Below are 26,101 nucleotides of genomic sequence, written 5' to 3' on the forward strand. Positions count from 1 at the left end.
TTGACGATTTCGCCATGTTGAAGCCATTTCTGACGGCAGCCGCCGTTCTCCTCTTCAGCCATGCCGCCCATGCGCTCGATATCGGCACGACGATCGACGTGCCCTGCCCCTTCGGCGACTGCAGGGCCGGCATCGGCCTTTCCTATCTCGGCAATTACGATATTGCGACGGGATTCATGGAAAACGGTGTGGAAGTCGGCGGCCTGTCGGGCATCGACTTCGATCCCGCTACCGGCCGCTATATCGCAATCAGCGACGACCGCTCCGAAAAGGCGCCTGCCCGTTTTTATGATCTCGACATCGATATCGAAGCCGGCGGCCTGAAGAGCGTGACGGTGGTCGATCATGTCACGCTAAAGGACAAGGATGGCCAGCCTTTTGCTCTTAGGAAGGTTGACGGCGAATCCATCCGCCTGGGCAAGGATGGCATTTATTGGAGTAGCGAGGGCGACGGCAAGGCACTGCTGCCGCCTTTCGTGCGCGTCGCCAATCGCGACGGCAGCTTCGTCCGCGAGTTTTCATTGCCCGATGGTTTTGCCCCGGCGGCCGACAAGCATACGGGTATTCGCGACAATCTGGCGTTTGAAGGCCTGACCTTCCTTTCAGGCGGCGACCTTCTCGTCACCACCGAATCTGCGCTTTATCAGGATGGGCCGATCACGACGCTGACCAACGGCGCGCTCGCACGCATCATTCGGTATGACACCGCGACGGGCGAGCAGAAGGCGCAATATGTTTATCCGGTCTCGCCGATTCCGCAGGCACCCTCGATGGCGAGTGGCTGGAACGACTTCGGCCTGTCCGAGATCCTGGCGCTCGACGATCATCATCTGCTCTCGGTCGAGCGCGGCTATGCGCAGGGCGTCGGCAACTCGGTTGTCATCAACATGTTCGATCTCGACGGCGCCACTGATGTTGCGAACATCCCGTCGCTCATGGCAACCGATCAGCGGATCGTGCCGGTGCGCAAGACGGAGATCATGGATTTGCGTGCGCTCGGTCTTGCTCCCGACAATATCGAAGGCGTTACCCTCGGCAAATCCAGGGACGGCAGCGACGTGCTGATCTTCGTAGCGGACAGCAATTTCAATTCGACGCAAAAGACGCAGTTTTTCGCGTTCAAGGTAATCCGCCGCCCCTCGTAATACCGTGCCTTCGGCCGCGCGCCACTCGCTTGCCCGTCGTGCTAATGTCATGGCCGCATAATAAAGAGGCTTTCCGGCTGTTGCTCTTGAAACAGCCAAGATCATACCCCATAACCGGGTGATCTAGTAAAAGGGGCGAAGTAAGTCCGGTGGGTGTATTTGAACGTCATAAGCCGAAGGAACACCGGTGGCTGGGGTCGAGTGCGCACGCGCGCATGCCTTTGATACCATCCATCTCCGCTGCGCGCTGGCTGCTGATCCTGATCGCTGTCGCCGGCATTTATTTCTTCTATGGCTTCCTCGTTCCAGTCCTGGCCGCGGCTGTCATCGGCTTCGCCACATGGCCGCTTTACAGCGATGTCGTGCGCCGCACGGGCGGAAACACGACGCTTGCGGCGACCATCGCGCTTGCGTTCATCGTAACTTTTCTCGTGCTACCAATTGTCCTCTCGGCCATTTATATGGCCGGCGAGGTACGTGAATGGTTCGGCTGGGCCGTGCACGTCAACCGAGATGGCGCGCCGCCGCCGCAATGGATTCTGGCTCTGCCTGTCGTAGGTTCGTGGCTCGGCGAGCAATGGACGCAATATGTCGGCAGCCCTGGCTCGCTCGGCGAACTGGCGCAGCTCGTAAGCGGCGCTCACATCGGCAATATCTACCGCGCGGTGCTCGCGGCCGGCGGCGGGGCGTTCCACGTCATCCTGACCTTGCTGTTCATGCTGATCGCCTTGTTCTTCATCTATCGCGACGGCGCGACCTTCGTTCGGCAAGTCGATCTGCTCGGCGAACGCATCCTGCCCAACCGCTGGGAACGCATTTCCCGGGTTGTTCCCGCGACCATCAGCTCGACCGTCATGGGCATGACGCTGATTGCCATTGGCGAAGGTATCGTTCTTGGCGTCGCCTATTGGATCGCCGGCGCACCGTCCGCCATCACGCTCGGCGTCCTCACGGGTGTCATGGCCCTGGTGCCGGGTGGCGCTCCGCTTTCAATGTCGCTCGTCTCGATCTATCTCGTCGCGAGCGGCTCGCTTTGGGCAGGCATTGCCCTCTTCCTCTGGGGTACGATCGAGCTCTTCATCGTTGACAAGACGCTTCGCCCGAAGCTTGTCGGCGGCCCGATCAAGCTGCCTTTCCTGCCGACCTTCTTCGGTCTCGTCGGCGGCGTGAAAACCATGGGCTTTCTCGGTCTCTTCATCGGGCCGGTCCTGATGGCGATCATCGTCGCGATCTGGCGCGAATGGATCCGCGAAGCCGAACTGACCGAAGAGCAGCAAGCTCAGGAACCGGAATTGCAGCTCCATGTTCGGGATGCCGCCGAACGCTGACTCCTTGCCTATTTCGACGTCAGCCGCTTTTCCATGAACAGGCTGAGCGGGTCGGGCTGGTAGTCGCCGAAGGCAGCGATGTCGACATAGCCGAACCTCCGATAGAGACCGATTGCCTCCGGCTGGTATATGCCTGTCTCCAGTCGGATCGCTGAAAGGCCCTTTTCCAGCGCCGTCGCTTCGAGCGCTTCCATCAATTTGCGCGCGACGCTGCGCCCTCGGGCCGCGGGATCGACGAACATGCGCTTGATCTCGGCCGTGCCGTCACCGGTCTCCACCAGGGCGCAACATCCGACGATGGCTTCCTCCAGCCTTGCGACCCAGAAGCTTACGTCCGGTTTCTCCAGCGAAGCCAGATCAAGGATATGATTGCTCTCTGGCGGATAAAGCGATTCCGCATAGGCGCTCGACATGTCGAGAAGGCGGATAACACCGTCCTGGCGCGGGGATTCCATGGCGATGGTCAGTGGCAAGTTGAACCTCGGAAAAATGAACCGAGCGCTGGATATCACGCAGCGGCGAGCGTCGCCAGTGCCGCGAAGCTGCGCGCGGCCTGTCGTCGTTCGGCATTCGCCAGCTTCTCCACCATGTCGAGCAGCTGCGCGGCGGCGGCTGGGGGCTGCCCGGTAAGGCGGAATTTACGCATCAGCTGCGAAGAGACGTTCTCCAGCATGGCAGCGGCGTTCTTGCGGGATGCATCGCGCCAGATCAGTGTCGCTTCGACGAAGATCGTGCTGATGTCCCGGGTCAGTCCGGCGCTTTCGTAAAGCGCCCGGATGGCATGGACGCGGCCTCTGGAGATGATCGAGCGCACGCGTCGCTCATCGCAGCCGGAAAGATTGGTGATCGCGCAGGCGAAGAAATCGACCTTGCCGGAACACAGCGCATGCATCAGGAAGGCGGGCGTCAGCCAGCCGCATTGCCTGAGATGCTCGACGAGATCAGGCAATTGCTCATGCTGTGCCGTTCCCGCAATGGCAACGGTCGCGGATTCGGTCGCTTCGCGCGTCACCTGCTGCAGCCTGCCGCTGCCGATGAAACTCTGAACGAGCGTCGATTCGGATAGCGCCTCACTGACCCGCCGCATCAGCAGGTGTCTGACATCCGACGACAGGGCGTCACGCGAAAGAAGAAGGCCGCGTATATCGGCGCAATCGCCCATGCGCTCTGCGATACGTTTAAGCGAGGCCTGCGAAAGCAACGCGCCGTCATTTTCGAGCAGACACAGGATTTCCGCCTCACCGCCGATCTCGGCAATCGCTGCGCAGACAGAACGCGACACCTGGCCGCGAGAGGCGATCAGGACGCGCGTCACATCGCTGCCATGTAGCGCCAGATCGACAAGATCGGCATCGGTGAACACCGGCGAAAGCAGAATGATCTGTCCCGCTATTTCCGGCTGGTCCCCAGCCAGAGACACAATGACATTGCGCGGGGCGTCAGCCGAGCGGGCCACCGCTTCGGCAAGCGCAAGCCGCACGCGCGGCGACGGATCATCGAGCAGATAGGTCATCGCCATTTCCGCGGCGGCACGCTCTTCATCGGGCATCTGCGACTGCAGATAGGCTCTGCCGAGCGCATTGGCCGCCCTAGCCCTGCTTTCTGCCTTGGCGGTCTCAGCCCAGCGAAGGAATGCTTCTATGATCACTTAATGCCCCGATATCGGCAAGGCGATTCCCGCCCCGCAAACTCATATCGCTCACGCTAGCGAGGAAAGGTTTACGGGACGTTTACTGTATTCATTAACCTCTTGCAGATCAGTGCGATGGCTCCATTCAGGGAGTCCTTGGCCGCATCATCTCGAAGACGTCGCTTCCCTCGCTATAATCCATGTAGCCCATGCGCGCGACGGGCCGCGCCAGCGCCATGTCCAGCCTGCCGTCACAGATGATCGCCTCGTCGATGTGGATACCCACGACCTGACCGATGACCATGATGTTTTCCGACACCTCGCCATCGAGGCCCTTGGGCTGCAGCACCTGGGTCATGCGGCATTCAAGGACCGCGAAGGCTTCGCCCACATAGGGAGCATCCACCAGCTTGCCCGGGGTTGCCGTCAACCCGGCCAGCTCGAATTCGTTGATGCCGTAGGGAACGGCAATCGACGAATGGTTCATCTTTTCCACGATATGGCGGCTGACGAGATTGGCGGTGAAAACGCCGGTTTCCTCGACATTGCGCACGCTGTCCTTTCGGCCGGCGGAGGAAAACATCACCAGCTTCGGCCGGTCGCTGACTGCGTTGAAAAAGGAATAGGGCGACAGGTTCAGCGAACCATCCCTGCCCTTGCTGCCGATCCAGCCGATCGGTCTTGGCGCGACGATGGCCTTGAAAGGGTCATGTGCCAACCCGTGGCGATTGGTATCAGTCGTGTAGAACATCACGCGTCCTCCCCACCGACCCAGCTCACGGTCTCCGACAGTTCCGGGCGCGGGCGCTCGACGGGGGGGAAACTGGAGGAGCCGATATGGATGAATCCGGCTACCTTCTCGCCCGGCTCAACGCCGAGCAACGGATAGGCGCGCTCATCATAGGCGAACCATTCCGTCAACCAATTGGAGACCCAGCCATGAGCATTCGCTGAGATCAGCAGGTTCAGGCAAAGAGCGCCCGCCGACATCAGCTGCTCCCATTCCGGAATCTTGAAATGCGGCGCCGCTTTGCTGACGACGGCGATGACGACCGGCGCGCGGGTGAAGCGCGTGCGCTCGACCTGGATCATCTCCTCGGAAAGATCCGGCTTGGCTTCCAGCGCGAGCTTCAGCAGCTCCTCGCCAATACGCGCCCGCTCCTCGCCACGGTAGACAATGAAGCGCCAGGGAGCAAGCTTGCCATGGTCCGGCACGCGCGAGGCCAGCCGGATGATCTCCTCGATTTCAGCCTTGCCCGGCCCCGGCTCCGACATTTGAAACGCGGGAATGGATCGGCGCACAGCGAGATAATCGACCAGCTTGATATCGGTTTTCATTGAGGAACTGCCTTCATTTTGGCTTGTGCTAGGAGGTAGGTCTTGAATTTGCCATTGCATTGGTTTTGAAGTGGCTTGTGTTTTATCGGAAGTCAATCGGTTGGGTATCCATGTCAGGCATTTCATCCGCTCTCCGATTGAGTGCTGTTATCGCAATCTTCGCAAGCGTGAGCACGGTCGCCTCGGCGCAGGAAGCCTTCAAGGAATTCAAGCAGCTGGACGGCAGCGTAAAGATGCCGAAGCTCAACGCCTTCGTAGCGCCCGATGGCGAGAATTCGGCCTCCCGCACCCTGCGTGACGTTTCGCTTGAAGCGAAGATGACGCCTCAGAGCAGCCCACAGCAGCAAGGCCTCTCCTGGTATGTTTTCAGCCCAGTTGCCGGTGCCGACGGCAAGCTGCCGCTTGTCGCCAGCTCCCGAGGAGGCTCGGCCTCATTCCACCTGCTGCCTGGCGACTATTTCGTCAATGTCTCCTTCGGTCGTGCTGGCGTCACCAAGAGATTGAGCGTAGCGGCAACCGGCGAAACCCAGAAGCAGACGATGGTGCTCGACGCCGGCGGCATGGTGCTGAATGCCGTGTCCGGATCCGACGTCCGTATCCCGCCGAACGAGCTCAGCTTCTCGATCTATTCCAGCGAAGCCAAGGAAGACGGGGAACGCGGCCTTGTCATGGACGATGTGAAGCCGAATACTCTGGTCGGCCTCAGCGCGGGCACCTATCACGTCGTTTCCGAATATGGCGAGGTCAACGCCGTCATCCGCGCCGACATCCAGGTGGAGGCCGGCAAGGTGACGCAGGCGACCATCCAGCACAGGGCAGCCAAGATCACGCTCAAGCTGGTGTCGGATGCCGGCGGCGAGGCGATCGCCGATACCGCCTGGTCGGTCCTGACATCGGCGGGCGATATCGTCGGCGAAAGCGTCAGCGCCTTCCCGACCATGGTGCTTGCCGAAGGCCGCTATACCGCCGTCGCCCGCAACAAGGACAAGATCTATCAGCGCGACTTCACCGTCGCGGCCGGCATGAATACGGATGTGGAAGTGCTGATGAAGCAGCAGCAGCCGCAGGATGCCGATACCGAGCAGCCGGCCCGCCAGCTTCCGATCCAGATGCCGCCGATGCGCCAGAGCCAGACACCGCCGGCAACGACCAGTCAGCAGCCTCTGCCGACCTATGAACAATTGGCGCCCGCCGCTGGCGACGAAGGCGATAGCATGGATTGACGGCGGCGGTCGCCTTGGATCACAGGCTGAATTCTCGGAACGATCACCCATTGGTGATCGAATCCGGTGCTCTTCCCGCTCAGCCAACCTTGCGCCGCAGCATCTTTCTTGGCGGCGCCATCGAGAACACGGCCCCATAGAGTTTCGTCAGCAGATCCTTGCGATCGCTGCCTTCACTCAGTGCCTCCCAGCTTCTGAGCGCGCCGATATGGGCTGTTATGGTGCTGCCGGAGAGGCGCCGGAATTCACGGATCAGCAGCGAGATGCGCAAGGTCATCGAGATCCGGCTCGCGAGATGGAACAGCCTGCCGTTCTGCCCTTCGAAATAGACGGGAATGACACTCGCACGCGCCGCCTGGATGAGTTTCGCCGGGAATATCTTCCAGGGCAGATCCTCTGCCCGGCCGAAACCCTTCTTGGCGGTTGCGACGCCGCCGGCGGGAAAGACGATGATGGTCGTGCCTTCCTTCAGCAGGCGGACCGCCTCATGCCGGGTCTTCATGTTGATCGCCATCGCTTCCTTGGTTTCTTCGAAGGAGACCGGCAGCGAATAGTCGTGCATCTCGGGCACTTTCAACAATTCATTGTTGATGAGAACCTTGAACGGGCGCCCCAGTTCCTCGGCAAGCGCCAGCACAGCAATTCCGTCGCCGATGCCGTAGGGATGATTTGCGACGATGACGATGGGCGCCTCGGGAATCCGGCTCGGCGGCCATTCGCCCTTGATGAGCAGCCGCACATCGATGAGATCGAGCATCTTGCCGAAGACGCGCTCGCTCTTGCCGACGATATCGGTACGCCAGATATCGTAAAGCCGGGTGTAACGGTCCCGGCCGGACAGACCCTCGATGGAGCGGATGAACCAGCGCTTGAGACGCGGATCCCGTTCATTGGCGTAGGATAGTTCTTTGAATTCCAAGTGCGCGACGGGGCTGCCCCGCTCCTATGATTCGGTTGCGCCACATGTCGCAGCCGCAGCAACGCTTTGATTCATCAACTATATGAATGCTGTATGACAGTTGTCTGACGGCGCCCTGAAACGCCGTCAGATGTCTGTAGCCCGTCAGGCGGCCTTGGAGCGCTTGGCTTCGCGCTTGCGCAGGATATCCGGCGCAGTGGCCTCGAGCGAAAGCGACTCGATCGCCTCATCGAGCGACATGGACGTCTGAAGCTGGCTGCCGAGGCGGCGGATATTGACCGAACGTTCTTCGGCTTCCTTCTTGCCGCAGACGATAATGACAGGCACCTTCGTGACCGAATGCTCGCGGATCTTGTAGTTGATCTTCTCGTTGCGGAAGTCGGTCTCGACCGTGAGACCGGCATCGCGCAGCGATTCCGCCACCTCTTCGCCATAGGCATCGGCTTCGGAGGTGATGGTCGCGACGACGACCTGCAGCGGCGAGACCCAGAGCGGCATGTGGCCGGCAAAGTTCTCGATCAGGATGCCGAGGAAACGCTCCATCGAGCCGCAGATGGCGCGATGGATCATGACCGGCTGCGTCTTTTCGGAGTGCTGGTCGATGTAGAACGCACCGAAGCGCTCCGGCAGGTTGAAGTCGACCTGCGTCGTGCCGCACTGCCATTCACGGCCGATGGCGTCCTTGAGCGTATATTCGAACTTCGGACCATAGAAAGCACCCTCGCCCGGCAGAATGCCGGTCTTGATGCGTCCTTCGGATTGCGCCTCGATCGTTTTCAGCACGTCCATCATCACGCTTTCGGCGCGATCCCAGAGCTCGTCCGAACCAACGCGCTTGTCGGGGCGGGTCGAAAGCTTGACGACGATCTCCTTGAAGCCGAAGTCCTCATAGACCGACAGGATGAGATCGTTGATCTTCAGGCACTCGGCCGCCATCTGCTCGTCGGTGCAGAAGATGTGCGCATCGTCCTGCGTGAAGCCGCGCACGCGCATCAAACCATGCAGCGCGCCCGAGGGCTCGTAGCGATGTACGGCACCGAATTCCGCAAAGCGGATCGGCAGTTCGCGGTAAGACTTCAAGCCATGCTTGAAGATCTGGATGTGGCCCGGGCAGTTCATCGGCTTCAATGCGAAGACGCGATCGTCGTCGGTATCGTCGCCGGCGACAGTGACCTTGAACATGTTGTCGCGATACCAGCCCCAGTGGCCCGAGGTCTCCCAAAGCGACTTGTCGAGCACCTGCGGCGCGTTGACTTCCTGGTAGTCGCCCTGCAGCCGCCGGCGCATATAGGACACCAGCGTCTGGAACATGCGCCAGCCCTTGCCGTGCCAGAAGACGACGCCAGGGCCTTCTTCCTGGAAATGGAACAGGTCCATTTCGCGGCCAAGACGGCGATGGTCGCGCTTTTCGGCTTCGGCAAGAATGTGCAGGTAGTTATCGAGATCCGCCTGCTCGGCAAACGCCGTGCCATAAATGCGGGTCAGCATCGGATTGTTGCTGTCGCCACGCCAATAAGCGCCGGCAACCTTCATCAGTTTGAAGGCATTGCCGATCTGGCCAGTCGAGGCCATGTGCGGACCGCGGCAGAGATCGAACCAATCGCCCTGGTAATAGATCTTCAGATCCTGACCTTCGGGAATGGCATCGACCAGCTCCACCTTGTAGTTCTCGCCCTTGGCGGCAAAGACTTCCCTCGCCTTCTCGCGCGACCAGATTTCCTTGGTGAACGGCTTGTTGCGCTGGATGATCTCGCGCATCCGCTTTTCGATCACAGGCAGATCATCGGGCGTGAACGGCTCGTTCTTGGCGAAATCGTAGTAGAAGCCGTTTTCAATGACCGGACCGATCGTCACCTGCGTTCCCGGCCAAAGCTCCTGTACGGCTTCGGCAAGCACGTGTGCGGCATCGTGGCGGATGAGTTCCAGCGCCCGATCGTCCGAGCGGGTGATGATCTCGATCTTGCCGTCCGACACCGGATCGGAAAGGTCGCGGACGGTGCCGTCAAGCGCAATGGCGACAGCCTTCTTGGCCAGCGACTTGGAAATGGATTCGGCGACATCGCGACCGGTCGTGCCGGCAGCGAAGCTGCGCACGGAACCATCGGGAAATGTCAGGGAAACGGATTGGGACATCGATATTCTCCTTGTCCAGTCCCGCCAACGAATGCGGGTGGTTTCGAAAGATGCGGACTAAGTAAATACGTACTTATGTCCGCGCGCCTGATAGCTGTATTTCGTGATCTAGTAAAGAAAAAGCGGCGTCAGCGGCGGATCATCTCGGCCAAACCGCGTACCGTGTTCCAATTCCGCATCGTTCCGATGCCGAGTCGCCTTGTCGTCAGGGCCGGCAACATTTTGGTTTCGCTGGCCTTGAGGCCGAAATCGATCCACAGGTCGCCGTCGACGACTGCCATGCGCTCGCCTCGACGGTATTTCGCAAGCGTGTCGAGGATTTCCGATCCGAGCGGCTGCCGCATGACGCGAACGATGACCTCACTGCCGATCCCGTCGACGAATGGATTGCCGTCCGCAAGCTTCAGCCATGTCTCGACGCCGCGGGCGATGATATCGACATGCTTGCCAAAAACAGCGGCAAAGCCGGCTTCGAGCTGCGCCTCGACGGACGCGACCGGCTGCTCTTCCGCTTCGAAAACGAGATTGCCGGTTGCCACCAGCGTGCGGACGTTACGAAAGCCGAGCCCTTCAGCCATCGTCTTGAGATCACTCATGACCACCCGGCGGCCCGGCCCAAGAACGATGCTGTGCAGCAGCGCGACGTAGACCGCCATACAGTCAGGCAGCCTTTCGGCCGAGGCGGAAATAACGCCAGGGTGTCCACCAATGATAGCGGCGCTCCAGTTCGCCGGGCACTGGATCAAGCCCGCTCGTGCCTCCTGGCCCGCAGCGCGCCACACGAAACAGCGTCATCCAGCCGCCTGCCCAAAGGCCGTGGCGGGCGACCGCCTCATAACCATATTCCGAACAGGTCGGGATGTGGCGGCACGAGTTGCCGATGAAGCCTGAAAGCGTCAGTTGATACAGACGAATGAGCCCCATGCCGAAGAGCCGGTCCGGTGTTTTGCGGAAGGGACCGGTATAATTGCGCGATTTAATCACCCTGTCTGCAGCCAGCGACGGATCCCGCCGCGCTCGCCGGGAGGGAGCAGCACCGCCCTCGTCTTGATCGTCGTCCTGCATGAGGCAGAATTGGCACATGGTCAGCACTCGCTCAGACGGCTTCGGCTGTCTTGGCGCTTCCGCCCTCGCGCGCCGCCTCGATCTGCCCGATCGCATCGACCACGGCATCGAAAGTCAGCATGGTCGAGGCATGGCGGGCTTTGTAGTCCCTGACAGGCTTGAGATAGCGCATGTCCTCGAACCGCCCGCTCGGTCCCTCGCCGTCAGCCTTGAGCATCGCAAGCATGTCTTCACGAGCCTTGCGAATTTCGTCAGCCGAAGCGCCGACGACATGGCGAGCCATGACCGAGGACGATGCCTGGCCAAGCGCGCAGGCCTTGACGTCGTGGGCAAAATCGGTCACGACATCGCCGTCCATTTTCAGCCAGATTTTTACGCGAGAACCGCACAGTCTGGAATGGGCTTGGGCAATGGCATCGGCGTCAGGAAGACTGCCGATACGGCCGATATTGCCGGCAAACTCCAGGATTTTGCTGTTGTAGATGTCGTCCATCACAGATTCTGCTCCGATGCACCCGTTAGAGCATGATTTAGCATCATGCTCTATTTTATTCGATTCTAGAGCAGATTGAGATTTCAGGTCGAGCAGACCTAAAATCATCAAGGCTCTAATGTTTCGTAACAAAAAACACAGCGTGTCCGTTTAGGACACTTTCACAGGGACAATGCCATACTATATGTATGTCGTTCGAAGACCATCGAAATGCAATGGTCTTCTGTAAGTTTGATGGGAAACCGTGCAGGACGGCAGGCTTGTCCGCCAGCCAGAACGCCCCGGAGCCCGCCAAAGGTACGTAAGCCCCTTATGTGGGGCCCCTTATATGGGAAATGCCAGTGGCGAGTCCGACAAAATGATATCCGCGTAGCGGGTCAGGAGATCCACAGGTAATGGACGCCATTGTAAAGAACTTTCCGCAAGTCGTTGATTCCGAACGTCCGACGCAGAAGGAAGCCGAGGACGCAGTTCGCGTTCTGTTGCGCTGGGCCGGCGACGATCCGCAGCGCGAAGGCCTGCTTGATACGCCCGCGCGCGTCGCGAAGGCTTATCGCGAACTTTTCGCTGGCTACGACATGAATCCCGAAGACGTGCTCGGTCGAACCTTCGAAGAGGTTTCTGGCTATGACGACATCGTCCTCGTGCGTGACATTCCGTTTTTCTCCCATTGCGAACACCACATGGTGCCGATCATCGGCAAGGCGCATGTCGCCTATCTGCCGAACGGCCGCGTTCTCGGTCTTTCCAAGATCGCGCGCGTCGTCGATATATTCGGTCGCCGCCTGCAAACGCAGGAAGCCATGACCGCCCAGATCGCCAATGCGATCGATGACACGCTGCGTCCGCGCGGCGTTGCGGTGATGATTGACGCAGAGCATATGTGCATGGCCATGCGCGGCGTGCAAAAGCAAGGCTCCTCGACATTGACGATGACCTTCACGGGCGCCTTCAAGGCCGATCCGGCCGAGCAGGCCCGTTTCATGTCTTTGGTCCGGGGTCGCTGACCGGGCTTCAACGAAAGAGCCGGAGATGAATCTGATTTTCAACGCTCCCTCCGAAGATAAATCCGAGTTGGAGGATGCAGGCGATTTCACACCTCGTTTCGACGATCGCGGCCTGATCACCGCGATCGTGACCGATGTGCATGACGGCGAACTCCTCATGGTCGCCCATATGAATGCCGAGGCGCTCGCCCTGACGATCAAAACGGGTACGGCGCATTATTTCAGCCGGTCACGTGGAAAAATCTGGAAAAAGGGCGAAACCTCGGGAAACCTTCAGACGGTGAAGGAAATCCGAACGGATTGCGATCAGGACGCCATCTGGCTGAAAGTGGAGGTCGCCGGACATGACGCGACGTGCCATACTGGGCGGCGTTCCTGCTTCTATCGAACGGTTGAGCTTGAAGATGGCAAGCCCGTGTTGAACGTGGTCGACGATCATCTGCATTTCGATCCGGAAGAAGTCTACAAGCAGTAGACCCAAAGGCGAAACGATCGGTGATGCCACAACCGATATACGATTTGGAAACGAAAAAGGGACAGTATTTTAGCGGAGGCACCTGGGGCCTCGAAGGAGGCTTCAAATGCTGAATTGGGGGTTGAATCGTCATAACGGCGGACAGAACTTGACCGGTTCAAGCCTCTCGCAGGATACCTCCAATCCGCTTCTCCCTCCCGCACCACCCAAGAAAGTCAAGATCGCCCTGGCGCTTGGCGGCGGTGCCGCGCGCGGCTGGGCTCATATCGGCGTTCTGCGCGCGCTCGACGAGGCAGGTATCGAAGTCGGCATGATCGCCGGCACCTCGATCGGCGCCCTGGTCGGCGGCTGCTATCTCGCCGGCAAGCTCGATGAGCTCGAAGCCTTTGCCCGCTCTTTGACGATGCGCCGCATCGCCAGCCTTCTCGATCTGACCATCGGCGGCAGTGGGCTGTTCGGCGGCATGCGGTTGACCAAGCGCATGCAGGAGCATTTGGAAGGCCTCTCCGTTGAGGATTTGGACCGTCCCTTTGTCGCCGTCGCCTCGGAATTGAATACCGGCCATGAAGTCTGGATTGCCAATGGCTCCCTGATCACGGCACTCAGGGCTTCCTATGCCCTTCCCGGCATTTTCGAACCGGTGCGAACCAATGGCCGTACACTGGTCGACGGCGCTCTCGTCAATCCCGTACCGGTTTCGGTATGCCGCTCGTATGAACAGCCACTCGTGGCGGCGGTCAATCTAAACTATGACCTCTTCGGTCGCTCTGCCGTGGTCAAGCACAATGTCGGCCCGTTGAGCGGCGAGTTGGTGCGGCGTGAAGACACGCCGCCCATGAAACTTGGCATGACCGGCGTCATGGTCCAGGCTTTCAATATCATCCAGGATAGAATAGCCCGGGCTCGTCTGGCCGGCGATCCGCCCGATCTTGCGCTGCATCCGCGCCTTAGCGATATCGGCCTGTCGGAATTCCATCGCGCCGGCGAGGCCATCGAACGCGGCTATGAGGAAGCTCTGGCAAGATTGCCGGAAATCCGCCGCATGCAGGAAGCATACGCGCGCTAGAGAACTCCAGGAAAAGTGCGAGGCGTTTTTCCGTCCGGAATCGCTGGAAAATAATGAGACAGAGCGGATCAGCGATTTCGTGAAAAGCTGAGCCTCTCCGCCGAGAGCGAAAGAGGCTCTATCGATACCGGACAATCCGGCCCTTCATCTTGAGGCTCAGCGCATTCATCGCCGCAAGCGACCCGATGGGTCGATTGCTCCGGGCGCCAAACCGCTCCTCACCTCACCCGGCGATATAGGCTTTGATCTGCTCTGCCTCGAGTTCGATCTCGCGGATACGCCATTTGACGACGTCGCCGATCGAGATGATGCCGGAAAGCTTGCCTTTTTCCTCGACGGGAACGTGACGGAAGCGGCGCATGGTCATCAGTTCCATCAACTCGTCGGTCGTGGTGTCTTCCTTGCAGCGATGCACTTTCGCCGTCATCATCGAGGCGATCGGCTTTTCAAGGCATTCATGGCCATGCTTGGCAACGGCATTGACGACATCCCGCTCGGTGAAGATGCCGGAAATCTTGCCGCCCGGCCCGACGACCACGATGGCGCCGATGCGATTCTCATTGAGAATCTTCGCGGCCTCGGCAACGGTCGTATTGCCGCCGGTCGTAACGACGTCGCGACCCTTGGCTTCCAGTATGGCCTTTACGGAAACTGACATTCGATCCTCCCATCTCGAAAGCATGATCAACACTTGAAGGTCCGATATGTTCCGAAATTACCCCGGAGCTCAAACCGGCGCCCTGCCCGTCGGTCGGGTCGATCTCCTCATTTCGCGACCGACGGATCGTAATGGTGCGCCTGTGTCAGTAAGAAAGCAACAGCTCATTCATCGAGTGGTAAAGCTTCCTGGGGCGCCTCGCGCGGCTGCCGGTCGAACAGCGCAAAAAGCAGGAATCCGAACAGGAAACCGCCAATATGGGCATCCCATGCCACCGGCTGCGAGCTGTCGCCGGCAAGCGTGATTCCGAAGGCGACGAGGGCGTTACCGGCAATCCACATGACGATATAGGCAACGACGGTACGGCTTCGAAGCGAGCCGAGAATGGAGAGGCGCGGATTGAGATGCGCCTCCCGCATGGAGGTCCGTCGACCGTCCATGGCGGGAAAAGCGAAGCGGCAAGCCGCCCCCATGAGCGCCGAGACGACTCCGGATGCCCCTATCAGAAGCGTCTGATCACCCCAATAGAGTGCGGCATGCATGAAGGCGGACGCCGCAGACGAAAAAATCCAGAAAATGACGTAACGCGAGGTTCCGATGCGCCGCGCCACGGGAGCTGCAAAAACCATCAGCCACAGACTATTGAAGACGATGTGCTCGACCCCGCCATGCAGCAGCGAATAGGTGACTGGCGTCCAGAGCCATTCCAGGCCTTGCTGCGACAGGGGAAAGGCGTAGCGCACCGGAATGAAGCTGAAGGTGAAATAAATCCAGTTCAGCGTATCGTCCGACCACCACGGCAGGTTCATGATCGCGAAAACGATGATCAGGATGACCAGGCTTGCCAGAATGACGGGAGGCAGATTGAAAGCAGGAGCGCGTTGACGCGGCCGCGGATCTTCCGGCTCTTGGCGCGGCAGCTGTTCATCATCCATGTCTTGCTCGGCTTTCTATGAAGGTCATCGACACATAGCGCAGCGAAAATCAAAAAAAAAGCCGCCCAACAAAGGCGGGCGGCGTATCGGGCACTTCTTCCGGAATTGACCTTGAGGCCGGCCCGGGACCCGTGAAGTTCGTGCTGAAGGTCACTTCGTGAAGTGATGAGCAATTCCTTTCATTTGCTACCGCGAAAGGCAATCGAAACCATTCGTTAACCCTAACGACCCGGTCTTGGCATGGAATTCGCAACGCCGGAGTTGGAGGCAATGAATGCCTGGGCAATTGAATTGAAATGGGACACGGACGCGAGATGCGCCAGAAGACGAGCATCGACATATTTACTTATTGGGAACAGATACGCGGCAGCGCGGATGCCCCCTTGCGCAATTTGATACAGCCCTCGGCGGTCAGCCATATTCTTCCGGAACTGTTCATCATGGAAAACACCGTGGACGACAATCCGCGTTTCCGGCTTGCGGGTACGGCGATCTGCAATCTCATGGGCCGCGAGATTCGCGGCGAAGACTTCGCGGCGCTATGGGCCGGCAGCCAGCAGGACGATCCGGTGCGCATTGCCGCCGGCGTGATGAGACATGTCATTCCAGCCGCTATCCATGCCACCGGCTATTGCATCAGCGGCCGCAGCATGACCTTCGAAATGATATTGATGCCGGTACGGTCATCCAGCGATATTTGCGACAGGCTGCTGGGGTGTCTGACGCCCACCGTTCATTCGACATGGCTCGGCAATGAGCGTCTGGAATTTCTGGCGCTTGATCGCAGCCGCCTGCTCTATGAGCGCCCGGCACGGCTCGTGGCCTCTCCTCCCCATCCCGATCCGACGGATCTTCTGCCGCTTCAGGGAAGCGCAAGCCTTGGAGATTGGATGCGTCGAAAGCTCAATCAAGCAAAGAATAGCCGCGATCGTGCCGGAATTGATCCGGGACGGGACAGAATCGGCCGTCGCCCTTGAGTTATACCTTGGAAAAGACAACCTTACTTTAAGGAGTCGCGGCTAATAGTTGAGAGAGACGCAATAGGATTCAAGACGCTTCCATGCACTCGTTCCAACCGGCCCAAGCGACGCGGCCCAACCAGTTGGCAGGCAACGCCGTCCGCGGTGAGCAACGGACCTTCCAGCGGGTTCCGATCAACATGCAGGGCCGCCTGATGCTGGCCAACTACGAGGAATTCGAGTGCCTGGTGACGGAAATGTCGCCGGGCGATCTCTATGTCACCTGCGCGGGACGTCCGCGCGCCGACGAGCGGGTCATCGCCTACATCGACCATCTTGGCCGCGTCGAAGGCAATGTCGTCGCGGTTGACGGCCGTGGTTTCAGCATGTCGATCAACGCCACCGAGCGGAAGCGCGAGAAGCTTGCCGCTCAACTGACCTGGCTTGCCAACAAGCATGAGCTTGGCCTGCCGGAAGACCGCCGTCACGACCGCCTGACGCCGCGTGATGCGCGCAGCGCACTTACCCTCGATGACGGCACGCAATATGTCTGCCGTATCATGGACCTCTCGCTTTCGGGCGCAGCCGTCGACGTCGAGATACGTCCGGCAATCGGAACGCCGGTTCGTCTCGGCAACATGCGTGGCCGCGTGGTGCGTCATTTCATGGAGGGCGTGGCGATCGAGTTCCTCTCCCTGCAGTCGCGGGAAACCTTGCGCGAATTTCTCTGATACCGTCATCTTCCTGTCACGCCGCGTCGCGAAACAGCGACGCCTGTCCTTCCTCGATCGCGTGGCGGCAAGATGCTCTACCCGGACACAACTCCCTTCGATGAAGGCCTGCTTGACGTCGGCGACGGTCAGCGGATTCATTGGAAGCTATCGGGCAATCCCGAAGGTGTTCCCGTGCTCATCCTGCACGGCGGCCCGGGATCCGGCAGTTCCGCCGGAACGAGACGCTATTTCGACCCGCAATACTACCGGATCATTCAGTTCGACCAACGCGGCTGCGGCGGCAGTCTCCCGCATGCATCGGAACCGGCGATCGATCTCTCGGCCAACACCACATGGCATTCCGTTGCCGATATCGAGCAGTTGCGGTCGAAGCTCGGTGTGGAGCGCTGGATCGTCTTCGGCAATTCCTGGGGCTGCACGCTGGCGCTGATCTATGCTGAAACCCATCCGCATCGGGTCGAAGCCTTGCTGCTTGTTGGAATAACGATGACGAGGCAGTCCGAAATAGATTGGCTTTATCGCGGACTTGGCCGTTTCTTTCCGCAGGAATGGGCGCGCTTTCGGGCTGCGGTGCCAGAAGAGGATCGCGACGGCGATCTGGTGGCCGCCTACTATACCCTTCTATACGATCCGGATCCCGCAATCTATGTAAAGGCCGCCAGGGACTGGCATGAATGGGAGGCAGCCTCGATCCTGGTCGATCCCCGTGTGACCCTGTCGCCGCGCTGGTCCGATCCGCGCTATCTGACTGCGCGAGCGCGGATCATCACTCACTATTTCCACCATCTGGCGTGGCTTGAGGACCGCCAGATCCTGCGCGATATCCGTCGGCTTGCCGGCATCCCCTGTACGATGATTCAGGGACGGCTGGATCTGGAGGCGCCTCTCGTTACTGCCTGGGAATTGTCGCAGGCCTGGCCGGAAGCGAATCTCGTGATCGTCGCGAATGCTGCCCACTCGCCTGCAGTCGCCGAAATGGCCACTGCGATCACTCGCGCAGCCGATGGGCTTCGCCGCGATACCAAGCGATGAAAATCAGAAATATTTTTAAGCCGGCTTTCTCAAAATGGGACACGTCCGACCACAAACGGCGGTTTTCACCGCCGCGAGAGAGCGTCTGCGCGATTGCCATGTTTCGTTGTGGCACGCTTTCCGCCGAAAATGGTCGCCCGACGTTAAGAAATCCGTTTCGGGAAGTCCTTTCAGCGCAGCACGATGCGGGATTTCGCCTCCCCTATCCAATACCGAAATCACTCAAATTTTAATCGAATTTTCCGCGAAGTTGAATCAAGTTTTTTGCGTGTTTTATGAAAGTTTGATCCAGATTTTAATAAACTAAGTCCTTAATTTAACTGCGTAATTTTGCGCCGGATAAAAACATGCGTGTCATTCTGATCCCAATAAAAACAGGGACAGGGACATGAACTTTCAATTTGCAATTCGCGGCTGCGCCGCATTGATATTCGCCACTCTTGGCTTCTTCGGTCTCGCTCAGGCCGCGCCCGCCAACATGACGATCACCGGCGATGCGGCTCCGCCGATCGGCCACTATGAGTTCTGCAAGGAGAATCCGCGGGAATGCGTCTATGCCGGTGGCGATGCTGGTCCGATCATCCTCAACCAGGACAACTGGAAGACGATCCTGAAGGTCAACTACACCGTCAACACGACGATCAAGCCAGTGACCGATATGGAACTCTACGGTGTCGAAGAGAAATGGGCGATCCCGACGACTGCCGGCGACTGCGAGGATTTCGCACTGCTGAAGCGCAAGCAGCTGATCGATGCCGGCTTCTCGCCCTCGGATCTGTTGATGACCGTGGTCCTGCAGCCGAATGGCGAAGGTCACGCCGTTCTGACGGTTCGCACCGATCGCGGCGATTTCGTGCTCGACAACATGCGCAACAAGGTGAAGCTCTGGTCCGAGACCGAATACACCTTTCTCAAGCGTCAATCCGCTGATGATCCGGCCCGTTGGGTCAAGATACAGGATGGCCGAGCTGTCGCAGTCGGCAGCTTGAAGTAGGCCTTCCGCACGCGATCGTCGGCGCCAATGGTCAAAGTCTGAGGCCCGGTCTCGTCCCCTGAATTCTGTCCAGACCGGTGCCTCTGAGCCGTTCCCACTGTCCCGGGGAACGGCTCTTTCTTATTGAGCGGCGCTCCTCGGAATGAACGCGGATAAATCCTGCGAATTTAGCCGCATCGTTAGCATGGCTGACGACCTATAATTAACCGCCGATTAACCATCATGGCGCCAATCATCGTTTCCAACGAGACTCAGCCAGTCAGTCGCCGCCCGATTTGGTCACAGGCGACGGCGGCCGGAGCGGAAGGAAACGAAGGCAACAGCATGGCTCCTCCTCTGTCATCCGTGTCAATGATTGAAGAAAGGCCGCTGGTTTCAAGCGGTTTCGTCTATCGGCTCACGGCCGGTGTTGCCGTCCTGGCTGCTCTTACCGTTGCCATCTCCGTCGGTGGTCACTGGCTTGGTGAGAAAATATCCTTGGCCGGACATACGACCGATGCCAAGCCCATCTCGGTTACGATCGGCGACGATACCCTGCATTTGGCTGCGAACACGATCCGCTTCCCGAGCGAGCGCGTGGATGGCACCTCCGAGCGCGTCGACCTTTATCTGACCTGGCCGCAAATGCAGGGTTATAGCGAAGCGGATCGGCTGCGCTTCGATGATATCTCCCAGTCGTCGTCGCTGATCTTCCTGCAGGTCAGCCAGAGCACGATGTCTCGTGACATGTCGGGCAGGCTGGAGCCGATCTATTCGCAATTGATGGATGGTACCGCCTATGCCGGTCCCTTCGGTCTCATCGCACATCGGCTGCGCGCGGATGCCGGCTATAATGGCGAAGTGCTTCTGACCGCGCCGCGTCCCGGTGATACCGATTATGTCGTGCGCTGCCTCCTTCCCGCCTCCCCGGCGCTGGCAACGAGCGGAGACTGCCAGCGGGATGTCAAGCTGGGCAAGGATTTGAGCGTTCTTTATCGCTTTTCCAGCAATCAGCTTGGGGATTGGCGCGCCATGGACGCCGCCGTCCAGAATTTCATCAGAGCACGCCTTGTCGATAAGGCCGACCCCACGACAACAGCCGCAGCCGGCCGCTAAAATGGCGCAAAAACTTGAAACCAACTGTTCATCATAAACCGATTGGTAACGCTAAGCTCCTACTGTCGAACGCAACGGGCGTTCATGGAGGCGGCGACCGGATCATCGAGAATGTAAATGCAAGCAGAGAGTAATTTAGTGTCCAGATCAATTCTTTCCGTTTCGTCGTCTCAAACCGGTAAGATTCTGGCGAGAGCGCTTCTTGGCTTTTCGATCGTGACGGCCACGGTCACCGTGACAGTCGAGGCGAATGCCGCCGGCACGAAATATGCCGGCATCGTCATTGATGCGAATACCGGCAATGTTCTTTACAGCGAAAACGCCGATACGCTCCACTATCCCGCTTCCTTGACTAAGATGATGACCGTCTACCTGACCTTCGAGGCGCTGGAGGCCGGACGCATCACTCTCGATACTCCCGTTGTCTTTTCCAGGAATGCCGCCGCCCAGGCGCCGACGAAGCTTGGGATTGGTCCGGGCCGTTCGGTGACCGTTCGCGAGGCCATCCTCGGCATCGTCACCAAATCCGCCAATGACGCCGCCATGGCGCTTGGCGAAATGCTCGGCGGTTCGGAGGAAGGCTTTGCGCGGCTGATGAACGACAAAGCGCGCGCTCTTGGCATGACACGTACGACCTACCGCAATCCGAACGGCCTGCCCAATACCGCGCAGATGACGACAGCGCGTGATCAGGCCCGCCTTGGCGTGGCTCTGCGCGAACATTTTCCACAATATTACGGCTTCTTCTCCGAAACGAGCTTCCGTCTCGGCAACCGTGTCATTAACGGCCACAACCGTTTGATCGGCTCCGTGCGGGGTGTCGACGGTATCAAGACCGGCTACACCCGTGCGGCTGGCTATAATCTTGCAACCTCGGTGAAGATCGATGGGCGCTCTATCGTGGGCGTCGTCCTGGGTGGCGCCTCGACGCCGGCGCGCGACAATCAGATGCGCAAGCTGATCGCTGAATACCTGCCTCTCGCATCGACGAAACATATTCCTTCGAACGTTATCGCGCAGGCGCCGACCGCGGCTCCCAATGTTCAGGCTGCCAGCGCGCGCATGGCTGACATCAGCCGTGCGAAAATCAAGAACGACGAGACGGCCGAAATCACCGACGCGCATCCCTCCAGCGCGGCCGCCTTCGCAGCGGTGACGCCTCAATCCAGCAACCCGTTGCTATCGGCGAAACCCGTTCAGCGCCCCGCTTCCGAGGAAGTCGTTTCCGTGGCCGCCTCGGACGACGGCGATGAGGACGAAATCGACACCGTGACGACTGCATCGACGACCAAGGCCGATACGAAGCTGGTTAAGCTGCAGCGGGCCGAGAAGTCCGAGAAAGTCGCAAAGACAGCCAAAGCCGAGCGCGAGCCGACTGGCTGGGTCGTTCAGATCGGCGTTTCCTCGAGCAAGAGCGGCGCAAGCGAGCTACTCGATACGGCGAAGAGCAAAGGTGGCAAGGCGCTTCGCGCGGCCAAGCCTTACGCCGTCGCCTTCGATGGTGGCTATCGCGCCCGCTTCGGCGGTTTCGAAGATCAGAGTGCGGCGCTCAATGCCTGTAAAGCGCTCAAGCGTGCCGGCGTGAAGTGCTGGGCAAGCATGGAATAGGAGTGCGGACGCGATTTTCGCGCCGCATGATTTGCAGATTGGCCGGGCTTTGTGTCTCGCCCGGCTTTCCGGTCCCGAATGTCAAAACGGGCCGGCCCTGAGTTGGTAACGTGTACGGGGTTTTGAAATGGCAATGAACGAGAACTTTCCCGGTTTCTCGCTCGATAGCGGGGGCAAGATGAAACAGAAGAGCTTTGCTCTTCATCCGCTGCATGAAGCGGCGATGCGACTGGCGGACCTCGGTCTCAGCCGCTCGCGCTCGCGCAACAAGACGAAAGATCTGATCGGCATCCTGCTCTGCCACGGCGCGCGCGCCTGGCGCTATTCGCAGCCGGAAGCGCATATTCATCTGCACATCACCGCGCCAACGGGTCGTGCGCCGATCATGATGCGGCTGCGCTAAGCAGCCGCCTGGCCTACAGCAATCCGAGTTCAGAGAGCTCCCGCCGAAGATCGGCGGGCAGTTCAGCCGCAGCCCCGAGACTGTCTAGATCGCGCGGGACGTCCTCTTGCGGCAGATAACGCCAGCCCTGAAACGGACGCCGAGGCTGGCCGGTGGTTTCGATGACGCTCGGATCGAGGATGAGCCGGCAGCGATGAATGCCGTCCGCGTCGGTGAAGGTCTCGATCCCGAGAAGCTTCTGTCTTGCCTGCACCTGTCCCTTGATCACCCAATAGAGCGAGCCGCCATCCAGCAGTTCCTCGATCCGTTTCGGCACCATGCGTGTCGTATGGGTCGTATGCGGCTCCAGGCCGGCGGCAATGGCGTTCATCGCCCGCTCGGATACCCACTCGCGCAAATCCTCGATCGAATCCGCGCCGACGCACAATTTGATGAGATGCAAAGCCATGGTGCCGTTGAAGTCCTTTTGGTCGGCAGCGTCAAGCTTTTAGATGCAGGCGTCCACACTCAGCATTCCACGACATTCACAGCAAGGCCTCCGGTCGAGGTTTCTTTGTATTTTTCGCTCATGTCGTAGCCGGTCTGGCGCATGGTCTCGATGCAGGCGTCAAGCGGCACGAAATGCTGGCCGTCGCCTTTGATCGCGAGCGAGGCAGCCGTGACCGCCTTGACCGCGCCGAGGGCGTTCCGCTCGATGCAGGGCACCTGTACCAGTCCGGCGATCGGATCGCAGGTCATGCCGAGGTGATGCTCCAGCGCGATCTCGGCTGCATTCTCGATCTGCTCCGGCGTTGCTCCCATGACGGCGGCAAGTCCCGCAGCAGCCATGGCCGCCGCCGAGCCCACCTCGCCCTGACAGCCGACCTCGGCGCCGGAAATCGAGGCATTATGCTTGATGATGCCGCCGACGGCGGCTGCGGTCAGCAGGTAATTGCGAATGCCTTCCTGATCCCAGTCCTCGTGGAAATGCTGATAGTAGCGGATGGTTGCCGGGATGACGCCGGCCGCACCGTTGGTCGGCGCCGTCACCACGCGTCCGCCGGCCGCATTCTCTTCGTTGACCGCCATGGCGTAGACGCTCAGCCAGTCATTGGCGAGCAGCGGGTTGATGCGGTTGCTGCGCCATTCTTCCTGCAGCTTGTCATGAATGGCGCGCGCACGGCGGCGCACCTTCAGGCCGCCGGGCATGATGCCGTCGACCTTGAGGCCGCGATCGATACAGCTGCTCATGGCCGCCCATATGCGGTCGAGACCGGCATCCAGCTCCTCGGCGCTCATGCGCGTCTCTTCGTTGGCGCGCTTCATCTGCGCGATCGAGAGGCCGGAGCGCTCGGACATTTCGAGCATCTGCTTGGCGGTGGCAAAGGGGAAGGGAATGCGCTCGCCCGCGGCGGGTGGCTTCTTCTTGTCTGCGCGCATCTGTTCCAGTTCAGTGTCCGTGACGACGAAGCCGCCGCCTACGGAGTAGTAAATGCGCTTGAGGAGAAGGCGGTCGTCCTTGTCGAAGGCAGAGAAGCTCATGCCGTTGGCATGACCGGGAAGCGGCACCTTCTTGTCGAAGATCAGATCGGTCTTGGGCTGGAATTCATAAGCTGGGTGGCCCGGCGGCGTGATGCGCCCGCTGCGCTCGACCTCGTCGATGATGCCATCCATATGATCGGGATCGACACTGTCAGGTTTCTCGCCCATGAGGCCGAGAATGACTGCCCTGCCCGTGCCATGGCCGATACCCGTATGGGCTAGCGAACCATGCAGGCTCACCTTGATCGAGGCGATATGCACATTCGAGGACGGGCGGGGCCATTCGTTCGAAAGCACGAGGTCGAGGAAGCGATTCGCGGCCGACATCGGTCCCATCGTATGCGAGCTGGACGGTCCCACACCGATCTTGAACACATCGAAAACTGAAAGAAACATGGACCTTTTGTGCCTCCAGGCAAATCGTTTTCCGTCAAAGCTACGCTATCGGGGCAAGCTTGCACGGCGATTGGCCGACATCGGATTTCATGGCAGCGACATTACATATAGGCATTCGGGGAAGCAAACAGAAGGCCATTGCGCACCGCTCGGGCTGCGCTACAGTCGACATCGGATTGATCTGGAGAATCTGCCTTTATGACGACTGCCGACTATGTCGCCCTCGCCCTGTTCATCTTTCTCTGGGTCGCGCTGAACTGGATCACCAGCAGCGCCAGCTTCTTCAATCGCACCAGCCTGACATTAGCGATGAACGAGCGCCGACGCGATTGGATCTATAATTCATTGCGCCGTGATCTGAAAATGATCGACACCCAGATTCTCTCGGGCCTGCAAAACGGCACGGGCTTCTTTGCCTCCACCTCGATTTTTGCGATCGGCAGCTGCTTTGCACTGCTCGGCGCCACCGAAAAGATCAATGCCTTCTTTTCGGATATGCCGTTCATACTCAATGGTGGCAGGGCAGCCTTTGAAATCAAGGTAGCCGGACTTGGCTGCCTCTTCGGCTATGCCTTCTTCAAATTCGGCTGGGCCTATCGTCTGTTCAACTATTGCACCATTCTTTTCGGCTCCCTGCCGATGCGCGAGGATGCCATCCTCGATCCACTGGCTGCCGAACGCGCAGCCGAGCGCGTGGTGCGCATGAACATCATTGCCGCGCGCAACTTTAATGCCGGCCTGCGGGCAATCTTTCTCTCCATCGGCTATCTCGGCTGGTTCCTCAGCCCCTATGTCTTCATGGGCACAACCATTTTCATCATCATCGTGCTGATTCGCCGGCAGTTTTTTTCCGATGCCCGTCTGGCCATCATGGATATCGATATGCCATGACAAAGCCGCGCCGGGTCGAACCGGTGCGCAACATCTAAATTCATGCCCGGAAGGACTTCTCAATGGCCGCCATTGCCGAGAGCGCGGACACCCCTCGCAAGACGCCTCGCATCGGCATTCTGGATACGGCGCGCGGCCTCGCCCTTCTGGCCATGGCAAGCTATCATTGCACTTGGGATTTCGAGTTCTTCGGCTATCTCGATTCCGGCACGGCTGAAACGGGCTGGCTGAAGCTTTATGCCCGCGCCATCGCCAGCACCTTCCTCTTTCTGGCGGGCTTCAGCCTTGTGCTTGCCAATACGCCGGAGATTCGCTGGCGCTCCTATTGGCGACGGATGGGCATGATTGTCGCTGCAGCCGCGGCGATTTCGCTCGTCACCTTCATCGGCATGCGTGACGAATGGATATTCTTTGGCATCCTGCACAGCATCGCGGCGGCAAGTCTCGTCGGCCTGCTGTTCCTGCGGCTGCCGGCCTTCGCCACCCTTCTCATCGCGGCTCTACTGACGGTCGGCATCGTCATCGACAATGTCATCGCACCCTTATCGCTGCATTCGAGCTTTTTCGATGCGCCGTGGCTCTGGTGGGTCGGGCTCTCCGAAAATCTTCGGCGCTCGAACGACTATGTGCCGCTCTTTCCATGGCTGACGCCATTCCTGTTCGGTCTCGGCATGGCGCAATTGGCAATATCGTTCGGCTGGCTCGAGCATCTGGCGAAATTCGGCCCCGGCCGCAATCTGATCGCCCGCGCCGGCCGCCACAGCCTCATCTTCTATCTGGTCCACCAGCCCGTCCTGTTCAGCCTCGTCTATCTCCTGTCACTGGTCGTGCCGGCGCCGCCACAGGATCCGGCTGTCGGCTACATCAGGCAATGCGTCGCCTCTTGCACGCGGTCAGGCACGGAAACCATGTGCCGCAGCTTCTGCCAATGCACGCTCGACAAGTTGCAGGCCCAGGATCTCTTCAAGCCATTGCAATCCGGAGCGATCAAAGCAGATAGCGATGAACGCGTAAGCCGAATCGCGATACAATGCACGGATGAAGCGCAATGAC

At 59.5% G+C, this 26,101-nt stretch carries 28 protein-coding genes; 15 read left to right on the forward strand and 13 right to left on the reverse strand.

Annotation, left to right across the window (positions count from 1 at the left end; all coding sequences use genetic code 11):
• Positions 1-14: 14 nt before the first annotated feature.
• Together FHT84_RS03810 and FHT84_RS03815 are read left to right on the forward strand one after the other, a co-directional pair.
• Complete coding sequence (locus FHT84_RS03810; protein ID WP_112343175.1) at positions 15-1,145, forward strand: esterase-like activity of phytase family protein; 1,131 nt, start codon at positions 15-17, stop codon at positions 1,143-1,145.
• Positions 1,146-1,294: 149 nt separating this feature from the next.
• On the forward strand, positions 1,295-2,473 hold the full coding sequence (locus tag FHT84_RS03815; protein WP_112343102.1) for an AI-2E family transporter: 1,179 nt from the start codon (positions 1,295-1,297) through the stop codon (positions 2,471-2,473).
• 8 nt (positions 2,474-2,481) lie between these two features.
• Here the strand turns inward: FHT84_RS03815 and FHT84_RS03820 are convergent, their stop codons facing one another.
• The 4 genes from FHT84_RS03820 to FHT84_RS03835 form a co-directional block, all read right to left on the reverse strand.
• The gene (locus FHT84_RS03820) at positions 2,482-2,946 is read right to left on the reverse strand and encodes a GNAT family N-acetyltransferase (protein ID WP_181592385.1); all 465 of its coding nucleotides are present in this window, start codon (positions 2,944-2,946) and stop codon (positions 2,482-2,484) included.
• Positions 2,947-2,981: 35 nt separating this feature from the next.
• Positions 2,982-4,121 (reverse strand): DUF2336 domain-containing protein, encoded by a 1,140-nt coding sequence (locus FHT84_RS03825; protein WP_112343103.1) that lies wholly within the window; start codon positions 4,119-4,121, stop codon positions 2,982-2,984.
• A gap of 127 nt (positions 4,122-4,248) precedes the next feature.
• Positions 4,249-4,854, reverse strand: coding sequence for a flavin reductase family protein (locus tag FHT84_RS03830; protein ID WP_112343104.1), 606 nt, complete (start codon positions 4,852-4,854; stop codon positions 4,249-4,251).
• Positions 4,854-5,441, reverse strand: a complete 588-nt coding sequence (locus FHT84_RS03835; RefSeq protein ID WP_112343105.1) for a nitroreductase — start codon at positions 5,439-5,441, stop codon at positions 4,854-4,856. Before FHT84_RS03835 ends, FHT84_RS03830 begins: the two co-directional genes overlap by 1 nt.
• Positions 5,442-5,551: 110 nt before the next feature.
• On the opposite strand from FHT84_RS03835, the gene FHT84_RS03840 reads away from it, so the two are divergent.
• Positions 5,552-6,664, forward strand: a complete 1,113-nt coding sequence (locus FHT84_RS03840; protein ID WP_169646091.1) for a hypothetical protein — start codon at positions 5,552-5,554, stop codon at positions 6,662-6,664.
• A gap of 79 nt (positions 6,665-6,743) precedes the next feature.
• On the opposite strand, the gene FHT84_RS03845 is transcribed toward FHT84_RS03840, so the two are convergent.
• The 5 genes from FHT84_RS03845 to FHT84_RS03865 form a co-directional block, all read right to left on the reverse strand.
• Complete coding sequence (locus FHT84_RS03845; RefSeq protein ID WP_112343106.1) at positions 6,744-7,583, reverse strand: lysophospholipid acyltransferase family protein; 840 nt, start codon at positions 7,581-7,583, stop codon at positions 6,744-6,746.
• Between the two features lie 144 nt (positions 7,584-7,727).
• Complete coding sequence (gene thrS / locus FHT84_RS03850) at positions 7,728-9,716, reverse strand: threonine--tRNA ligase (RefSeq protein WP_112343107.1); 1,989 nt, start codon at positions 9,714-9,716, stop codon at positions 7,728-7,730.
• 128 nt (positions 9,717-9,844) lie between these two features.
• On the reverse strand, positions 9,845-10,372 hold the full coding sequence (locus FHT84_RS03855; RefSeq protein WP_112343108.1) for a DUF1697 domain-containing protein: 528 nt from the start codon (positions 10,370-10,372) through the stop codon (positions 9,845-9,847).
• Between the two features lie 4 nt (positions 10,373-10,376).
• Positions 10,377-10,799 carry a membrane protein insertion efficiency factor YidD gene (yidD, locus tag FHT84_RS03860; RefSeq protein ID WP_112343109.1) on the reverse strand — a complete coding sequence of 141 codons (423 nt, stop codon included), beginning with the start codon at positions 10,797-10,799 and terminating at the stop codon, positions 10,377-10,379.
• 13 nt (positions 10,800-10,812) lie between these two features.
• On the reverse strand, positions 10,813-11,274 hold the full coding sequence (locus tag FHT84_RS03865) for an iron-sulfur cluster assembly scaffold protein (RefSeq protein ID WP_162736973.1): 462 nt from the start codon (positions 11,272-11,274) through the stop codon (positions 10,813-10,815).
• A 395-nt stretch (positions 11,275-11,669) separates the two neighbouring features.
• Between FHT84_RS03865 and folE the strand changes: the two genes are divergently transcribed.
• The 3 genes from folE (at position 11,670) to FHT84_RS03880 (ending at position 13,822) form a co-directional block, all read left to right on the forward strand.
• A complete protein-coding gene (folE, locus tag FHT84_RS03870) occupies positions 11,670-12,281 on the forward strand; it encodes a GTP cyclohydrolase I FolE (RefSeq protein ID WP_112343111.1) in 612 nt (203 codons plus the stop codon).
• A 25-nt stretch (positions 12,282-12,306) separates the two neighbouring features.
• Positions 12,307-12,756, forward strand: a complete 450-nt coding sequence (hisI, locus tag FHT84_RS03875; RefSeq protein WP_112343112.1) for a phosphoribosyl-AMP cyclohydrolase — start codon at positions 12,307-12,309, stop codon at positions 12,754-12,756.
• 106 nt (positions 12,757-12,862) lie between these two features.
• Positions 12,863-13,822, forward strand: coding sequence for a patatin-like phospholipase family protein (locus FHT84_RS03880; RefSeq protein ID WP_112343113.1), 960 nt, complete (start codon positions 12,863-12,865; stop codon positions 13,820-13,822).
• A 223-nt stretch (positions 13,823-14,045) separates the two neighbouring features.
• Here the strand turns inward: FHT84_RS03880 and FHT84_RS03885 are convergent, their stop codons facing one another.
• Both FHT84_RS03885 and FHT84_RS03890 read right to left on the reverse strand, forming a co-directional pair.
• Positions 14,046-14,480, reverse strand: coding sequence for a CBS domain-containing protein (locus FHT84_RS03885; protein WP_112343114.1), 435 nt, complete (start codon positions 14,478-14,480; stop codon positions 14,046-14,048).
• 164 nt (positions 14,481-14,644) lie between these two features.
• Positions 14,645-15,415 (reverse strand): rhomboid family intramembrane serine protease, encoded by a 771-nt coding sequence (locus FHT84_RS03890; RefSeq protein ID WP_112343115.1) that lies wholly within the window; start codon positions 15,413-15,415, stop codon positions 14,645-14,647.
• 314 nt (positions 15,416-15,729) lie between these two features.
• On the opposite strand from FHT84_RS03890, the gene FHT84_RS03895 reads away from it, so the two are divergent.
• The 7 genes from FHT84_RS03895 (at position 15,730) to FHT84_RS03925 (ending at position 22,240) form a co-directional block, all read left to right on the forward strand.
• The gene (locus FHT84_RS03895) at positions 15,730-16,392 is read left to right on the forward strand and encodes a PAS domain-containing protein (RefSeq protein WP_245430396.1); all 663 of its coding nucleotides are present in this window, start codon (positions 15,730-15,732) and stop codon (positions 16,390-16,392) included.
• Between the two features lie 83 nt (positions 16,393-16,475).
• A complete protein-coding gene (locus FHT84_RS03900) occupies positions 16,476-17,105 on the forward strand; it encodes a PilZ domain-containing protein (protein WP_112343117.1) in 630 nt (209 codons plus the stop codon).
• A gap of 72 nt (positions 17,106-17,177) precedes the next feature.
• A complete protein-coding gene (pip, locus tag FHT84_RS03905) occupies positions 17,178-18,140 on the forward strand; it encodes a prolyl aminopeptidase (RefSeq protein ID WP_112343118.1) in 963 nt (320 codons plus the stop codon).
• Positions 18,141-18,528: 388 nt separating this feature from the next.
• Positions 18,529-19,134, forward strand: a complete 606-nt coding sequence (locus FHT84_RS03910) for a transglutaminase-like cysteine peptidase (RefSeq protein ID WP_112343119.1) — start codon at positions 18,529-18,531, stop codon at positions 19,132-19,134.
• A gap of 351 nt (positions 19,135-19,485) precedes the next feature.
• On the forward strand, positions 19,486-20,229 hold the full coding sequence (locus FHT84_RS03915; RefSeq protein ID WP_246698471.1) for a hypothetical protein: 744 nt from the start codon (positions 19,486-19,488) through the stop codon (positions 20,227-20,229).
• A 117-nt stretch (positions 20,230-20,346) separates the two neighbouring features.
• On the forward strand, positions 20,347-21,837 hold the full coding sequence (locus tag FHT84_RS03920; RefSeq protein WP_112343120.1) for a D-alanyl-D-alanine carboxypeptidase: 1,491 nt from the start codon (positions 20,347-20,349) through the stop codon (positions 21,835-21,837).
• A gap of 127 nt (positions 21,838-21,964) precedes the next feature.
• The gene (locus FHT84_RS03925) at positions 21,965-22,240 is read left to right on the forward strand and encodes a hypothetical protein (RefSeq protein WP_075856917.1); all 276 of its coding nucleotides are present in this window, start codon (positions 21,965-21,967) and stop codon (positions 22,238-22,240) included.
• A 13-nt stretch (positions 22,241-22,253) separates the two neighbouring features.
• Here the strand turns inward: FHT84_RS03925 and FHT84_RS03930 are convergent, their stop codons facing one another.
• Together FHT84_RS03930 and FHT84_RS03935 are read right to left on the reverse strand one after the other, a co-directional pair.
• A complete protein-coding gene (locus FHT84_RS03930; RefSeq protein WP_112343121.1) occupies positions 22,254-22,688 on the reverse strand; it encodes a DUF1489 family protein in 435 nt (144 codons plus the stop codon).
• Positions 22,689-22,747: 59 nt separating this feature from the next.
• Positions 22,748-24,157 carry an L-serine ammonia-lyase gene (locus FHT84_RS03935; protein WP_112343122.1) on the reverse strand — a complete coding sequence of 470 codons (1,410 nt, stop codon included), beginning with the start codon at positions 24,155-24,157 and terminating at the stop codon, positions 22,748-22,750.
• Positions 24,158-24,355: 198 nt separating this feature from the next.
• Between FHT84_RS03935 and FHT84_RS03940 the strand changes: the two genes are divergently transcribed.
• Complete coding sequence (locus FHT84_RS03940) at positions 24,356-25,048, forward strand: DUF599 family protein (protein WP_112343123.1); 693 nt, start codon at positions 24,356-24,358, stop codon at positions 25,046-25,048.
• A gap of 62 nt (positions 25,049-25,110) precedes the next feature.
• The gene (locus FHT84_RS03945; RefSeq protein ID WP_112343124.1) at positions 25,111-26,100 is read left to right on the forward strand and encodes a DUF1624 domain-containing protein; all 990 of its coding nucleotides are present in this window, start codon (positions 25,111-25,113) and stop codon (positions 26,098-26,100) included.
• Position 26,101 lies beyond the last annotated feature (1 nt).

The organism is Rhizobium sp. BK289 (genome assembly GCF_014193575.1).
Taxonomy (GTDB): domain Bacteria; phylum Pseudomonadota; class Alphaproteobacteria; order Rhizobiales; family Rhizobiaceae; genus Rhizobium; species Rhizobium tropici_C.

Coding starts and splice junctions, on each gene's coding strand:
- hisI (WP_112343112.1), top strand. CDS start 12,307: ATGAATCTGATTTTCAACGCTCCCTCCGAAGATAAATCCGAGTTGGAG.
- yidD (WP_112343109.1), bottom strand. CDS start 10,799: ATGTGCCAATTCTGCCTCATGCAGGACGACGATCAAGACGAGGGCGGT.
- folE (WP_112343111.1), top strand. CDS start 11,670: ATGGACGCCATTGTAAAGAACTTTCCGCAAGTCGTTGATTCCGAACGT.
- pip (WP_112343118.1), top strand. CDS start 17,178: ATGCTCTACCCGGACACAACTCCCTTCGATGAAGGCCTGCTTGACGTC.
- FHT84_RS03910 (WP_112343119.1), top strand. CDS start 18,529: ATGAACTTTCAATTTGCAATTCGCGGCTGCGCCGCATTGATATTCGCC.
- FHT84_RS03925 (WP_075856917.1), top strand. CDS start 21,965: ATGGCAATGAACGAGAACTTTCCCGGTTTCTCGCTCGATAGCGGGGGC.
- FHT84_RS03935 (WP_112343122.1), bottom strand. CDS start 24,157: ATGTTTCTTTCAGTTTTCGATGTGTTCAAGATCGGTGTGGGACCGTCC.
- FHT84_RS03945 (WP_112343124.1), top strand. CDS start 25,111: ATGGCCGCCATTGCCGAGAGCGCGGACACCCCTCGCAAGACGCCTCGC.
- FHT84_RS03930 (WP_112343121.1), bottom strand. CDS start 22,688: ATGGCTTTGCATCTCATCAAATTGTGCGTCGGCGCGGATTCGATCGAG.
- FHT84_RS03830 (WP_112343104.1), bottom strand. CDS start 4,854: ATGTTCTACACGACTGATACCAATCGCCACGGGTTGGCACATGACCCT.
- FHT84_RS03835 (WP_112343105.1), bottom strand. CDS start 5,441: ATGAAAACCGATATCAAGCTGGTCGATTATCTCGCTGTGCGCCGATCC.
- FHT84_RS03940 (WP_112343123.1), top strand. CDS start 24,356: ATGACGACTGCCGACTATGTCGCCCTCGCCCTGTTCATCTTTCTCTGG.
- thrS (WP_112343107.1), bottom strand. CDS start 9,716: ATGTCCCAATCCGTTTCCCTGACATTTCCCGATGGTTCCGTGCGCAGC.
- FHT84_RS03895 (WP_245430396.1), top strand. CDS start 15,730: ATGCGCCAGAAGACGAGCATCGACATATTTACTTATTGGGAACAGATA.
- FHT84_RS03915 (WP_246698471.1), top strand. CDS start 19,486: ATGATTGAAGAAAGGCCGCTGGTTTCAAGCGGTTTCGTCTATCGGCTC.
- FHT84_RS03810 (WP_112343175.1), top strand. CDS start 15: ATGTTGAAGCCATTTCTGACGGCAGCCGCCGTTCTCCTCTTCAGCCAT.
- FHT84_RS03890 (WP_112343115.1), bottom strand. CDS start 15,415: ATGGATGATGAACAGCTGCCGCGCCAAGAGCCGGAAGATCCGCGGCCG.
- FHT84_RS03920 (WP_112343120.1), top strand. CDS start 20,347: ATGCAAGCAGAGAGTAATTTAGTGTCCAGATCAATTCTTTCCGTTTCG.
- FHT84_RS03885 (WP_112343114.1), bottom strand. CDS start 14,480: ATGTCAGTTTCCGTAAAGGCCATACTGGAAGCCAAGGGTCGCGACGTC.
- FHT84_RS03840 (WP_169646091.1), top strand. CDS start 5,552: ATGTCAGGCATTTCATCCGCTCTCCGATTGAGTGCTGTTATCGCAATC.
- FHT84_RS03880 (WP_112343113.1), top strand. CDS start 12,863: ATGCTGAATTGGGGGTTGAATCGTCATAACGGCGGACAGAACTTGACC.
- FHT84_RS03865 (WP_162736973.1), bottom strand. CDS start 11,274: ATGGACGACATCTACAACAGCAAAATCCTGGAGTTTGCCGGCAATATC.
- FHT84_RS03900 (WP_112343117.1), top strand. CDS start 16,476: ATGCACTCGTTCCAACCGGCCCAAGCGACGCGGCCCAACCAGTTGGCA.
- FHT84_RS03855 (WP_112343108.1), bottom strand. CDS start 10,372: ATGGCGGTCTACGTCGCGCTGCTGCACAGCATCGTTCTTGGGCCGGGC.